Origin of the sequence: Streptomyces sp. PTY087I2 (assembly GCF_001687325.1) — a bacterium.
Classification (GTDB): Bacteria; Actinomycetota; Actinomycetes; order Streptomycetales; family Streptomycetaceae; genus Streptomyces.
Window position 1 is genome coordinate 226,384 of record NZ_LZRD01000009.1, and the last position, 12,581, is coordinate 238,964.

A 12,581-nucleotide genomic window follows, 5' to 3' on the forward strand; every position below is an offset into this window, starting at 1 on the left:
GCGGGACCAAAGTCCCGCCGCCCGGCGGCAGCGGGCTCAGCGGCGCTCGGCCTGGAGCCGTGCGACGTACGCGGCGGCCTGCGAGCGGCGCTCCATGCCCAGCTTGGACAGCAGGCTGGAGACATAGTTCTTGATGGTCTTCTCGGCGAGGTGCAACCGCTCCCCGATGACCCGGTTGGTCAGCCCCTCCCCGATCAGGTCCAGGATCTTGCGCTCCTGCTCGGTGAGGTTCGCGAGCCGGTCGTCGCCCTTGGCGGTGCCGCCGTCGCGCAGCCGCTCCAGCACCCGGGCGGTCGCCACCGGGTCCAGCAGGGATTTTCCGGCCGCCACGTCCCGTACGGCATTCAGCAGTTCATTCCCGCGAATCGCCTTCAGCACATAACCCGAGGCCCCCGCCATGATCGCGTCGAAAAGCGCCTCGTCATCGGCGTACGAGGTGAGCATCAGGCATTTGATGTCCTCGTCCTGGGAACGGACTTCCCGGCACACCTCCACCCCGCTGCCGTCCGGCAGCCGTACGTCGAGGACCGCCACATCGGGCCGCGTCGCCGGGATCCGCGCCAGGGCGTCGGCGGCCGTACCGGCCTCGCCGACCACCTCGATGTCCGGTTCGGAGGCGAGCAGCTCATGGACGCCGCGCCGGACGACCTCGTGATCGTCGAGCAGAAATACCGTGATTTTTCCTTCTTCGCGCACGATCGCAGTCTCACATACTCGCCTCCCCTCCGCTCTTCCCTGGCGCTGATCCGCGGGATAACGTGCCGTTGTTCCGGCGGCCTGCAAGGCTGTTTCCAGTGCCCTGACCAGCAGCGCTTCGCGTTTTTTTCGATTTACTTGGAAATCCAAGCAAAATCGCAGGTCAGATAGGGTTTCGCAGTTATGCGATGCACTGGGTAACGTGCCTATGACAGGGCGCTCGCCGGGGCACCTGTCACGCCTGTATCCCGGCCGAGAAGCACCCACCCCGTGCACGGGTCCGGACACAGGCGAGCCGCACTGGTCTCCCGGCAGACCCCGGGGGCCGGACCGACGGAGGAGCACGCACGTGACCGTGGAGAGCACTGCCGCCGCGCGTAAACCGCGACGCGCCAGCAAGCGGACCAGCGCCGCGAAGAAGCCGCAGAGCGCCGATCCTCAGCTCGTACAGCTGCTGACGCCCGAGGGCGAGCGCGTCGAGCACCCGGACTACAGCATCGATCTGAGCGCGGAAGAGCTGCGCGGCCTGTACCGGGACATGGTGCTCACCCGCCGCTTCGACGCCGAGGCGACCGCCCTCCAGCGTCAGGGCGAGCTGGGCCTGTGGGCCTCGCTGCTCGGCCAGGAGGCCGCCCAGATCGGCAGCGGCCGCGCCCTGCGCGACGACGACTACGTCTTCCCGACCTACCGGGAGCACGGGGTCGCCTGGTGCCGCGGTGTCGACCCGACCAACCTGCTCGGCATGTTCCGCGGCGTGAACCACGGCGGCTGGGACCCGAACAGCAACAACTTCCACCTGTACACGATCGTCATCGGCTCGCAGACGCTGCACGCCACCGGCTACGCCATGGGCGTCGCCAAGGACGGCGCGGACTCCGCCGTGATCGCGTACTTCGGTGACGGCGCCTCCAGCCAGGGCGACGTCGCCGAGTCGTTCACCTTCTCCGCGGTCTACAACGCCCCGGTCGTCTTCTTCTGCCAGAACAACCAGTGGGCCATCTCCGAGCCCACCGAGCGCCAGACCCGCGTGCCGCTCTACCAGCGCGCCCAGGGCTTCGGCTTCCCCGGCGTCCGCGTCGACGGCAACGACGTCCTCGCCTGTCTCGCCGTCACCCGCTCCGCGCTGGAGCGGGCCCGCCGCGGCGAGGGCCCGACCCTCGTCGAGGCGTTCACGTACCGCATGGGCGCCCACACCACCTCCGACGACCCGACGAAGTACCGGGCCGACGAGGAGCGGGCCGCCTGGGAGGCCAAGGACCCGATCCTGCGGCTGCGGACGTACCTGGAGAAGTCCGGCCACGCCGACGAGGCCTTCTTCACCGCCCTGGACGAGGAGAGCGAGACCCTCGGCAAGCGGGTACGGGAAGCGGTACGCGCGATGCCCGACCCGGAGCCGATGGCCCTGTTCGAGCACGCCTACGCCGACGGCAACTCCCTCGTGGACGAGGAGCGCGCCCAGTTCGCCGCCTACCAGGCATCGTTCGCCGACTCTGCCGAGGAGGGCAAGTAGCCATGGCCGTGGAAAAGATGTCCATCGCGAAAGCGCTCAACGAGTCGCTCCGCCTCGCCCTCGACACCGACCCCAAGGTCCTCATCATGGGGGAGGACGTCGGCAAGCTCGGCGGCGTCTTCCGGATCACCGACGGGCTCCAGAAGGACTTCGGCGAGGAGCGGGTGATCGACACCCCGCTCGCCGAGTCCGGCATCGTCGGCACGGCGATCGGCCTGGCCCTGCGCGGCTATCGCCCGATCGTCGAGATCCAGTTCGACGGTTTCGTCTTCCCCGCGTACGACCAGATCGTCACGCAGCTCGCCAAGATGCACGCCCGCGCGCTCGGCAAGGTCAAGCTGCCGGTCGTCGTGCGCATTCCGTACGGCGGCGGCATCGGCGCCGTCGAGCACCACAGCGAGTCCCCCGAGGCGCTCTTCGCGCACGTCGCGGGCCTGAAGGTGGTCTCGCCGTCCAACGCGAGCGACGCGTACTGGATGATGCAGCAGGCCGTCCAGAGCGACGACCCGGTCATCTTCTTCGAGCCCAAGCGGCGCTACTGGGACAAGGGCGAGGTCGACACCGAGTCCATCCCCGGCCCGCTGCACAGGGCCGTCACCGCCCGCGAGGGCAGCGACCTCACGCTCGTCGCGTACGGGCCGATGGTCAAGGTCTGCCTGGAGGCGGCCGCGGCCGCCCAGGAGGAGGGCAAGTCGATCGAGGTCCTGGACCTGCGCTCGATGGCCCCCATCGACTTCGACGCCATCCAGAAGTCGGCGGAGAAGACCGGCCGGATCGTGGTCGTCCACGAGGCGCCCGTCTTCTACGGCTCCGGCGCGGAGATCGCCGCCCGGATCACCGAGCGCTGCTTCTACCACCTCGAAGCCCCCGTGCTGCGGGTCGGCGGCTACCACGTCCCCTACCCGCCGGCCCGGCTGGAGGACGAGTACCTGCCCGGCCTGGACCGGGTGCTCGACGCCGTCGACCGCTCGCTGGCGTTCTGAGGAGAGGGTTCGTGACGACGATGACCGAAACGTCTGCTCGTTTCCGTGAGTTCAAGATGCCCGACGTGGGCGAAGGACTGACCGAGGCCGAGATCCTCAAGTGGTACGTCCAGCCCGGCGACACCGTCACCGACGGCCAGGTCGTGTGCGAGGTCGAGACCGCGAAGGCGGCCGTCGAGCTGCCGATCCCGTTCGACGGGGTGGTGCACGAGCTGCGCTTCCCCGAGGGCACGACCGTCGACGTCGGCCAGGTGATCATCGCGATCGACGTGGCCCCGGGCAGCGGCGACGCGCCCGCCCCGGCCGCCGCCGCTACGGTCCAGGAGCCGGCATCCGAGCCCGAGGCGGAAGCCGAGCCGAAGGGCCGCACGCCGGTCCTGGTGGGCTACGGGGTCGCCGAGTCCTCCACCAAGCGCCGCCCGCGCAAGGGTGCGGCCGCCGCGCCCGAGGCCGCCGCCGTCGCGGCGGCGGTGCAGGCCGAGCTGAACGGGCGCGCCGCGCCCGCCGCCCCGGCTCCGGCGGTCCCGGCGGTTCCGGCCCAGGGCGGTGTGCAGGGCGGCCGTCCGCTCGCCAAGCCCCCGGTGCGCAAGCTGGCCAAGGACCTCGGCATCGACCTGGCGACCGTGGTGCCGACCGGCAAGGACGGCATCATCACCCGCGAGGACGTCCACGCGGCGGCGGCTCCGGCCGCGGTCGAGGCTCCCGCGGCGGTCGCGTCCCCGGTGGCCCCCGCGCCGACGGTCACCGAGGCCCCTGGGGTGGTCTCCGACTCCGCCCGCGAGACCCGTATCCCGGTCAAGGGCGTCCGCAAGGCGATCGCGCAGGCGATGGTGGGCAGCGCGTTCACCGCGCCGCACGTCACCGAGTTCGTCACGGTCGACGTGACGCGCACGATGAAGCTCGTGGCCGAGCTCAAGGAGGACAAGGACATGGCGGGGGTGCGGGTCAACCCGCTCCTCATCATCGCCAAGGCCCTCCTCGTTGCGATCAAGCGGAACCCCGAGGTCAACGCCGCCTGGGACGAGGCCAACCAGGAGATCGTGCAGAAGCACTACGTCAACCTGGGCATCGCGGCGGCCACCCCGCGCGGTCTGATCGTGCCGAACATCAAGGACGCGCACGACAAGACGCTGCCGCAGCTCGCGGAGGCGCTGGGCGAGCTGGTCGCCACGGCCCGGGACGGCAAGACCTCCCCGGCGGCGATGGCGGGCGGCACGGTGACCATCACCAACGTCGGCGTCTTCGGCGTCGACACCGGTACGCCGATCCTCAACCCGGGCGAGTCCGCGATCCTGGCGGTCGGCGCGATCAAGCTCCAGCCGTGGGTCCACAAGGGCAAGGTGAAGCCGCGTCAGGTCACCACGCTGGCCCTCTCCTTCGACCACCGCCTGGTCGACGGCGAGCTGGGCTCCAAGGTGCTGGCCGATGTGGCGGCGATCCTGGAACAGCCGAAGCGGCTGATCACCTGGGCGTAACGCGTTTACCGGCAGCCGGTACGCAAAGGGGCCCGGCCCGCACACACCGTGCGGGCCGGGCCCCTTCGTCGTACACCGCGTGCGGGCTACTTCTTGAAGCCGTAGTCCATCAGCTTCTTGGCGTCGGCCGTGCGGTTCGCCTCGGAGGTCGACGTGAGCACCGTGCCGATGACGGTCTTGCCCTTGCGGGTCGCCGCGAAGACCAGGCAGTACTTGGCGGTCGGGCCGGAGCCGGTCTTGACGCCGGTCGCGCCGCTGTAGCTGCCGAGCAGCTTGTTGGTGTTGGTCCACGACATGTAGCGGTAGCCACCGCTCTTCGTGGCCACCTTCTGCTTCGTCGACTGGGTCTTGACGACCGTGCGGAACGTGGAGTTCTTCATCGCCTTGCTGGCGATCTTCGTCAGATCACGGGGCGTCGAGTAGTTGTTGCCGTTCCCGATGCCGTCGAACGAGTCGAAGCGGGTGTTCTTCAGCTTGAGGCTCTTCGCCGTGGAGTTCATCTTGCCGATGAACGACTTCACCCGGGCGGCACGGGTCGTGCCGGAGCCGAACTTGTCGGCCAGGGCGTACGCGGCGTCGCAGCCGGAGGGGAGCATCAGACCGTAGAGGAGCTGGCCCACGGTGACCTTGTCGCCGACGATGAGCCGGGCGGACGAGGCGTTCTTCGAGACGATGTAGTCGCTGTACGCCTTCTGGATCGTGACCTTGGACTTCAGGTTCACGTTCTTCTGGGACAGGACGACCAGCGCCGTCATGATCTTCGTGGTCGAGCCGGTGGCCCGGCGGGTGTCCGCGGCCTTGGTGAAGAGGGTCTTCCCGGTGCCGTCGTCCATCAAGAAGCCGCCCTTGGCGACGATCTTCGGAGCCGGCGGCGTGGCGGCGTGTGCCGTCGAGGCGAAGGCGCCGCCCGCGAGCACCGCACCGGCGGTGAGCGCCACGGTGGCCGTGACGGAGACGCGATTGATGCGCTTGATGCCGATTTTCAACTGAACGCTCCAAATGCCCCTGATATGCGGCCACATAAGGGTGCCGCTCGCAGATGAGACTCCTGGCGCGGGGCAATGGATGTACTCCCGTACGGGTGAATTCACCCACCAAGGGTCCCGCCTGCGGGTCCAGGATCCGGACGCCGGTCCCCATGCGTGCATGTTGTATCTATGCTGTGCGCATGCCTGCCGCATCCTCCGCCCCCGTACGGTCCACGCCCGCCCCCCTCAAGCGTCCGCCCGCCGCCGAGCGGGTCTACACGCACATCAAGGAAGCCGTCCTGGACCGGCGTTACGAGGGCGGGACGCTGCTCACCGAAGGGGATCTGGCGGACGCGGTCGGGGTCTCGCGGACGCCCGTGCGCGAGGCGCTGCTGCGGCTGGAGGTCGAGGGGCTGATCAAGCTCTACCCGAAGAAGGGCGCGCTCGTCCTCGCCGTCTCCGCGCAGGAGATCAAGGACGTGGTGGAGACCCGGCTGCTGGTCGAGGAGTTCGCGGCGCGCAAGGCCGTGCCCGCGTCCCCGAAGCTGATCGAGCGCCTGGAACAGCTCCTGGAGGAGCAGCGGCGGCTGGCGGAGGCCGGCGATCTGGCGGCGGTGGCCGTCACGGACCGCTGTTTCCACGCCGAGATCGTCAGGTACGCGGGCAACGAGATCCTCTCGCGCCTCTACGACCAGCTGCGCGACCGTCAGCTGCGCATGGGCGTCGCCGTGATGGAGGCGCACCCGGGCAGGATCGAGGCCAACATCACCGAGCACGGCGAGCTGCTGGCGGCGATCCGGGCCGGGGACGCCGACGGGGCGGCCCTGGTCGTGCGCCGCCATGTCGGCCGGGTGCGGGAGCTGGTGCGGGGTGAGGACCGGTGAGTTCGGCCGCCCCCACGCTCCCCCTGCCCGGTGATCCGCCAGGCGGCCGGCGTGCCGCCCGGGTCTGGGGCATCGGCGTCGCCGTCTACTTCGTCGCGATCATCTTCCGTACGAGCCTGGGCGTCGCCGGACTCGACGCCGCCGACCGGTTCGACGTCAACGCCTCGGCGCTCTCCACGTTCTCCATCCTTCAGCTCCTGGTCTACGCGGGCATGCAGATACCCGTGGGGCTGATGGTCGACCGGCTCGGCACCAAGCGGGTCCTGACCATCGGGGCCGTGCTGTTCACCGTCGGGCAGCTCGGCTTCGCGCTGTCCCCCTCGTACGGGATGGCGCTGGCGGCACGCGCCCTGCTCGGCTGCGGCGACGCGATGACGTTCATCAGCGTGCTGCGGCTCGGCAGCCGCTGGTTCCCGGCCCGGCGCGGGCCGCTGATCGGGCAGGTCGCCGCGTTGTTCGGGATGGCGGGCAACCTCGTCTCGACGCTGTTCATCGCCCGGGCGCTGCACAGCTACGGCTGGACCACGACGTTCGTGGGCAGTTCGCTGGCGGGCGTGGTGGTGCTGGTGCTCCTGCTGCTGTTCCTGAAGGACCACCCCGAGGGCCATGAGCCGCCGCCCGCCGAGCACGCCGGGGCCGCGTACGTGCGCCGGCAGATCGCCGCCGCCTGGCGGGAGCCGGGGACCCGGCTCGGGATGTGGGTGCACTTCACCACCCAGTTCCCGGCGATGGTGTTCCTGCTGCTGTGGGGGATGCCGTTCCTGGTCGAGGCGCAGGGGCTGAGCCGGGGTACGGCGGGCACGCTGCTGACCCTGGTGGTGCTGTCCAACATGGTGGTGGGGCTCGTCTACGGGCAGATCATCGCCCGCCACCACGGGGCGCGCGTCCCGATCGCGCTCGGCACGGTCGCGACGACGGCGCTGCTCTGGGCGTCCGCGATCTTCTACCCGGCCGACCGTACGCCGATGTGGCTGCTGGTCGTCCTGTGCCTGGTGCTGGGCGCCTGCGGACCGGCCTCGATGGTCGGCTTCGACTTCGCCCGTCCGGCCAATCCGCCCGAGCGTCAGGGCACCGCGTCCGGCATCGTCAACATGGGCGGGTTCATCGCCTCGATGACCACCCTGCTGGCCGTCGGCGTGCTGCTGGACGCCACGGGCGACAACTACCGGGCCGCGTTCGCCTCGGTCTTCGTCCTGGAGGCGCTCGGCGTCGCCCAGATCCTGCGGCTGCGCCGGCGGGCGGCCTTGCGGGAACGCGAGCACCACGTGGTCAGCCGCGTCGAGGCCGTGCACGTGCCCGCGTAGCCCTCGGACGGGGGCGCGGGCACGTGCCCGTGGAGCCGTAACGGGGTCACGGGGTCACGGGGTCACGGCGAAGTTGTCCAGGATCGCGGCGGCCAGCTCCTGGTCGCCCTCGATCTTGATCCGGTCGGCGACGGCCGCGGGACGGACCCGGCCGCAGGCGAGGCGGACGTACGTCTCCCAGTCCAGCGACAGCGTCACGGCGGGGCCCAGCGACGGCGCGCCGTCTATCGAACCGCGGCCCTCCGCGTCGATCCGGACCGTCCGCAGGAACTCCACCGGGCCGTGCACATCGAAGACGACCGCCGAATTGGCCGGAGCGCCCGCGTTCTTGGCGACCACCTTCGGCAGCCCGGCGAGCAGCAGGTCCCGGGTGATCAGGGCGCCGGGGGAGTCCAGGTTGCCCGGCTGGCCGAGCGTGGTGCGCAGATCCTGCTCGTGCACCCACACGTCGAAGGCCCGCAGATTCAGCGCCATCTCGAGGGTCTGCTCGGCGCCCAGGGGAGCGCGGACCTTGGTCTCGGGGCTGCGGGACTCGTTGCGGATCTGGCGGGCCCGGCGGATGAGGACGTACTCCAGCTCGGCGGTGATCTCCGGTGAGGTGTGGTGCCGCCGGACGTCGACCTGCATCTCCATGTAGCGGGCGAAGTCGCTCTGTACGTGGTAGAGATCGCGCGGCAGGGTGTGGATCGGCCGGGGATCGCCGAGCATCTCGCACTCCATGCCGATGACGTGCGACACGATGTCGCGCACCGACCACCCCGGGCAGGGCGTACGGCGGTTCCACTCGCTCTCGGCGAGGGGCTTCACCAGCTCGGCTATCGCCTCGATGGAGTGGGTCGCGGCGTCGGTGTAGGGCTGGAGGCTGGGATGGACGGTCACGGGACCCCTCGTGCGGTTCTGCGGTGCATGGGCTGGAGAGAGCAGGGAGTGCTGGCGGGTGGGCCGGCTCTGACGGCACTGTCGGCGAGCTGCGTGGGAGGTTCGGTGGCTAAGTTACGCTGCGAGCAGGCACCCCGGCAGTGCTTTCGTGTGACGATCGTAGGCCCGTGTTGACGGCTCGAATGCCAGGACGGTGGTAGTGTGCGCGCCTCCCTCATCCAGATCGCAGTAGACCCGGACGAATCCGTCGAGGCCCGCAGGGTGCGAGCGGCTTCCCTGGTGGTCGCCCAGCGCGGTGCCGACCTGGTGGTCCTTCCCGAACTCTGGCCGGTCGGAGCGTTCGCCTACACCGCCTTCGAGGCGGAGGCCGAGCCGCTGGAGGGTCCCACGCACGAGGCGATGGCGAAGGCGGCGGCCGAGGCCGGTGTCTGGCTGCACGCCGGCTCCTTCGTCGAACGCGCGGACGACGGCACCCTCTACAACACCAGCCTGGTCTTCTCGCCCGAGGGCGAGCGCACGGCCGCCTACCGCAAGATCCACCGCTTCGGCTTCGACCGGGGCGAGGCGGTGATGATGGGCGCGGGCGAGGAGCTGGTGACCGTCCCCCTGCCGGACACCACCCTCGGCCTCGCCACCTGTTACGACCTCCGCTTCCCCGAGCAGTTCCGGGGACTCGTCGACGCGGGCGCCGAGACGCTCGTCGTCGCGGCGGGCTGGCCGGAGCGCCGCCGCTCCCACTGGACGCTCCTGGCGCAGGCCCGCGCCGTGGAGAACCAGGCGTATGTACTCGCCGTCGGCACGGCCGGCACCCACGGCGACGTCCAGCAGGCCGGCCACAGCATCGTCGTCGACCCCTGGGGCGAGGTGCTGGCCCAGGCGGGCCCGGACGAGGAGATCCTGACCGTCGAACTGGACACGGCCAAGGTCCACGCGACCCGCGAACAGTTCCCGGCCCTGAAGGACCGCCGCCTGGGGCTCGCTTCACCGCTGTGAGGGCGGTCCGGGGTGCGGGGGCGGCCACGCCTAGGGTGAGCGCCATGACTGAACAGGGCGCTGCCGAATCGACGTTGCTCCGTGGTACGGCGATCTTCGCCGGCTCGGTCACGGTCGTCCTCTACCTCCTCGGCCTTCTTCTGGCCGGATTCGCGGTCAGCGAGGTCGGATCGGGAGCGGACTCGACGCCCATGCGTCAATGCCGCTCCACGCCCGACCGCCCGGAGGGTGCTGTCGTGGAGACGCACGAGGTGCGCTACCTCCCGGTGCACGTCCTGTGTCGCACCGCTGATGGCCGGTTGTTCAACAGCGGGGTCGTCCCGGCTTGGCTCAACCCGGCCCTCGGGGTCTCCTTCGCGGCGACCGTCGCCCTTGTGGCGGCCGCCTTCGTGCAGGCGGACCGGCGGGCGGCCGCGCGGCACATGGCACGAGCCGAGCCCTGACCACGCGGGCCGGACAGACGCGACGTTTCACGTGAAACAACGGGCCGCCGCGCGGGCGCGCGCTCAGTCCTCGTTCTCCTTGTCCGCCAGGACGATCACGCACATCGCCACGGCGATGAGCAGCGCGGTGTCGGCGTCGTCGCGGACGACGTCGATGCCGTACGTGTCCCGGAGGGTCAGCCAGCGGCGCGAGATCTGGGCCAGCAGCTCACCGTCGTACTCAATGGCGAACTCGCGGTCCAGGATCTTGCCGCTGACGTCCAGCTCCGTGCCGTCCACCAGCGTCACCCGGTAGTGGTTGCGGAGCAGCGACAGCCGCTTGCGCTTGACCTTGGCCAGCTCCTCGCCGCCCCGCTCGATGAGCATCGTGTCGCGCAGGCTGATCAGCTTCTGCCGCAGCTCGACGAGGACCCGGCCGTCGGCGTCCTTCAGCTCGAAGGTGTCGCGCAGCCGCATCGCTTTGCCGTCGACCAGGAAGACCTTCCGGCCCCCGTCGTCCTCGATCCAGTAGTCGTCGCCGATGGCGAAAAGCCGCTCACGTACAAGAAGTCTCATGGAGCACAGGTTCCCCCGGGGCCCGGCGGAATGCGCGCAGGCCGGGACGGTGTTGACTGGTGACATGGCAACACGTGCACGCGTCCGCGCCCCCGAACTCATCGGCAAGGGCGGCTGGCTCAATACAGGCGACCAGCAGTACACCCTCGCTGACCTGCGAGGACGCATCGTCATCCTCGACTTCTGGACGTTCTGCTGTGTGAACTGTCTGCATGTCCTGGACGAGCTGCGCGAGCTGGAGGAGAAGCACCGCGACACCGTGGTGATCATCGGCGTCCACTCGCCCAAGTTTGTCCACGAGGCCGAGCACCAGGCAGTCGTCGACGCCGTCGAACGCTACGAGGTCCACCACCCCGTCCTCGACGACCCCGAGCTGGCCACCTGGAAGCAGTACGCCGTCCGCGCCTGGCCGACGCTCGTCGTGATCGACCCCGAGGGCTATGTCGTCGCCCAGCACGCGGGCGAGGGCCACGCCCACGCCATCGAGAAGCTCGTCGAGGAGCTGGAGGCCGAACACGCGGCCAAGGGCACGCTCCGCCGCGGCGACGGCCCCTACGTCGCGCCCGAGCCCGTCGCCACCCATCTGCGCTTCCCCGGCAAGGCGCTGCTCCTGCCCGACGGCGGCTTCCTGGTCTCCGACACCACCCGGCACCGCCTGGTCGAGCTGGACGCCGACGGCGAGACCGTACGACGCCACTTCGGCACGGGCGAGCGCGGGCTGAGCGACGGCGGCCCGGACGAGGCCCGGTTCAGCGAACCGCAGGGGCTCGCCGTGCTCCCGGACGGCCGCGTCGCCGTCGCGGACACCGTCAACCACGCCCTCCGCGCCCTGGACCTCACGACCGGGGTGACCAGCACCCTCGCCGGGACCGGCCGTCAGTGGTGGCAGGGGACCCCGACCAGCGGCCCGGCGCGCGAGGTGGACCTCTCCTCGCCGTGGGACCTCGCCTGGTTCGGCGACCGGCTGTGGATCGCCATGGCGGGCGTGCACCAGCTGTGGACGTACGACCCGGAGAGCGCGACCGTACGCGTCGCCGCCGGGACCACCAACGAGGGCCTGGTCGACGGGCCGGGCGCCGAGGCCTGGTTCGCCCAGCCGTCCGGGCTCGCCGTCTCCGCCGACGGGGAGCGGCTCTGGGTCGCCGACTCGGAGACCTCCGCGCTGCGCTGGGTCGACCGCGACGAGCACGTCCACACCGCCGTCGGCACCGGCCTCTTCGACTTCGGCCACCGGGACGGGGCGGCCGGCCAGGCGCTCCTCCAGCACCCGATCGGCGTGACCGCGCTCCCCGACGGGTCCGTCGCGATCAGCGACACGTACAACCACGCCCTGCGCCGGTACGACCCGGCGTCCGGCGAGGTCACCACGCTGGCCACCGATGTCCGCGAGCCCAGCGACGCGGTGCTGGTCGACGGCGATCTCGTCGTCGTCGAGTCGGCCCGCCACCGGCTGACCCGCCTGCGGCTCCCCGAGGAGGCCGTACGCGTCCCCGACCAGGCGCACCGCACCCAGCGCGCGGCCACCGAGATCGCGCCCGGCACGCTCCGCCTCGACGTGGTCTTCCAGGCACCGGCCGGGCAGAAGCTGGACACCCGCTACGGGCCCTCGACCCGGCTCCTGGTCTCCGCCACCCCGCCCGAGCTGCTGGCGGACGGCTCCGGCGCGGGGACGGACCTCGGGCGCGATCTGGTCCTCGCGGACGGCGTCACCGAGGGCGTGCTGCACGTCTCCGCGATGGCGGCGTCCTGCGACGACGACCCGGCCAACGAGTACCCCGCCTGCCATGTGCACCAGCAGGACTGGGGGGTGCCGGTCCGCGTCGCGGCGGAGGGCGAATCCCGGCTGGCGCTGGTGCTCGCCGGGATGGACAGCCCCGCGTGACCGCCTGAC

At 70.7% G+C, this 12,581-nt stretch carries 12 protein-coding genes; 8 read left to right on the forward strand and 4 right to left on the reverse strand.

Annotated elements, in window-relative coordinates:
• Positions 1-36: 36 nt before the first annotated feature.
• Positions 37-696, reverse strand: a complete 660-nt coding sequence (locus A3Q37_RS12355; protein WP_065482420.1) for a response regulator transcription factor — start codon at positions 694-696, stop codon at positions 37-39.
• A 349-nt stretch (positions 697-1,045) separates the two neighbouring features.
• On the opposite strand from A3Q37_RS12355, the gene pdhA reads away from it, so the two are divergent.
• Genes pdhA through A3Q37_RS12370 form a run of 3 tightly spaced genes read left to right on the forward strand, consistent with a single transcriptional unit; the run spans position 1,046 to position 4,664 of the window.
• Positions 1,046-2,206 carry a pyruvate dehydrogenase (acetyl-transferring) E1 component subunit alpha gene (pdhA, locus tag A3Q37_RS12360; RefSeq protein ID WP_065482424.1) on the forward strand — a complete coding sequence of 387 codons (1,161 nt, stop codon included), beginning with the start codon at positions 1,046-1,048 and terminating at the stop codon, positions 2,204-2,206.
• A 2-nt stretch (positions 2,207-2,208) separates the two neighbouring features.
• Positions 2,209-3,189 carry an alpha-ketoacid dehydrogenase subunit beta gene (locus A3Q37_RS12365; protein WP_065482427.1) on the forward strand — a complete coding sequence of 327 codons (981 nt, stop codon included), beginning with the start codon at positions 2,209-2,211 and terminating at the stop codon, positions 3,187-3,189.
• Positions 3,190-3,200: 11 nt separating this feature from the next.
• Complete coding sequence (locus A3Q37_RS12370; RefSeq protein WP_065482437.1) at positions 3,201-4,664, forward strand: dihydrolipoamide acetyltransferase family protein; 1,464 nt, start codon at positions 3,201-3,203, stop codon at positions 4,662-4,664.
• Between the two features lie 86 nt (positions 4,665-4,750).
• Here the strand turns inward: A3Q37_RS12370 and A3Q37_RS12375 are convergent, their stop codons facing one another.
• Positions 4,751-5,650, reverse strand: a complete 900-nt coding sequence (locus A3Q37_RS12375; protein ID WP_065482442.1) for a D-alanyl-D-alanine carboxypeptidase family protein — start codon at positions 5,648-5,650, stop codon at positions 4,751-4,753.
• A 182-nt stretch (positions 5,651-5,832) separates the two neighbouring features.
• Here A3Q37_RS12375 and A3Q37_RS12380 point away from each other — a divergent pair, with 182 nt between their 5' ends.
• Both A3Q37_RS12380 and A3Q37_RS12385 read left to right on the forward strand, forming a co-directional pair.
• Positions 5,833-6,516: a GntR family transcriptional regulator gene (locus tag A3Q37_RS12380; RefSeq protein WP_065482592.1), complete on the forward strand. Its 684-nt coding sequence runs from the start codon at positions 5,833-5,835 to the stop codon at positions 6,514-6,516.
• Positions 6,513-7,820 (forward strand): nitrate/nitrite transporter, encoded by a 1,308-nt coding sequence (locus tag A3Q37_RS12385; RefSeq protein ID WP_065482445.1) that lies wholly within the window; start codon positions 6,513-6,515, stop codon positions 7,818-7,820. The genes A3Q37_RS12380 and A3Q37_RS12385 overlap by 4 nt, the downstream gene beginning before the upstream one ends.
• 54 nt (positions 7,821-7,874) lie before the next feature.
• Here A3Q37_RS12385 and A3Q37_RS12390 read toward each other — a convergent pair whose 3' ends face one another.
• The gene (locus A3Q37_RS12390; protein ID WP_065482448.1) at positions 7,875-8,699 is read right to left on the reverse strand and encodes a maleylpyruvate isomerase family mycothiol-dependent enzyme; all 825 of its coding nucleotides are present in this window, start codon (positions 8,697-8,699) and stop codon (positions 7,875-7,877) included.
• A gap of 201 nt (positions 8,700-8,900) precedes the next feature.
• Between A3Q37_RS12390 and A3Q37_RS12395 the strand changes: the two genes are divergently transcribed.
• Complete coding sequence (locus tag A3Q37_RS12395; protein WP_065482451.1) at positions 8,901-9,692, forward strand: carbon-nitrogen family hydrolase; 792 nt, start codon at positions 8,901-8,903, stop codon at positions 9,690-9,692.
• A 44-nt stretch (positions 9,693-9,736) separates the two neighbouring features.
• On the forward strand, positions 9,737-10,135 hold the full coding sequence (locus A3Q37_RS12400) for a hypothetical protein (protein ID WP_065482595.1): 399 nt from the start codon (positions 9,737-9,739) through the stop codon (positions 10,133-10,135).
• A 63-nt stretch (positions 10,136-10,198) separates the two neighbouring features.
• Here the strand turns inward: A3Q37_RS12400 and A3Q37_RS12405 are convergent, their stop codons facing one another.
• Positions 10,199-10,690, reverse strand: coding sequence for an LURP-one-related/scramblase family protein (locus tag A3Q37_RS12405; protein ID WP_065482454.1), 492 nt, complete (start codon positions 10,688-10,690; stop codon positions 10,199-10,201).
• Between the two features lie 64 nt (positions 10,691-10,754).
• On the opposite strand from A3Q37_RS12405, the gene A3Q37_RS12410 reads away from it, so the two are divergent.
• Positions 10,755-12,572, forward strand: coding sequence for an NHL domain-containing thioredoxin family protein (locus A3Q37_RS12410; protein ID WP_065482457.1), 1,818 nt, complete (start codon positions 10,755-10,757; stop codon positions 12,570-12,572).
• Positions 12,573-12,581 lie beyond the last annotated feature (9 nt).

What these genes read in the sequence shown, in the direction of transcription:
- A3Q37_RS12405 (WP_065482454.1), bottom strand. Translation starts at nt 10,690, where the DNA reads ATGAGACTTCTTGTACGTGAGCGGCTTTTCGCCATCGGCGACGACTAC.
- A3Q37_RS12380 (WP_065482592.1), top strand. Translation starts at nt 5,833, where the DNA reads ATGCCTGCCGCATCCTCCGCCCCCGTACGGTCCACGCCCGCCCCCCTC.
- A3Q37_RS12410 (WP_065482457.1), top strand. Translation starts at nt 10,755, where the DNA reads ATGGCAACACGTGCACGCGTCCGCGCCCCCGAACTCATCGGCAAGGGC.
- A3Q37_RS12365 (WP_065482427.1), top strand. Translation starts at nt 2,209, where the DNA reads ATGGCCGTGGAAAAGATGTCCATCGCGAAAGCGCTCAACGAGTCGCTC.
- A3Q37_RS12400 (WP_065482595.1), top strand. Translation starts at nt 9,737, where the DNA reads ATGACTGAACAGGGCGCTGCCGAATCGACGTTGCTCCGTGGTACGGCG.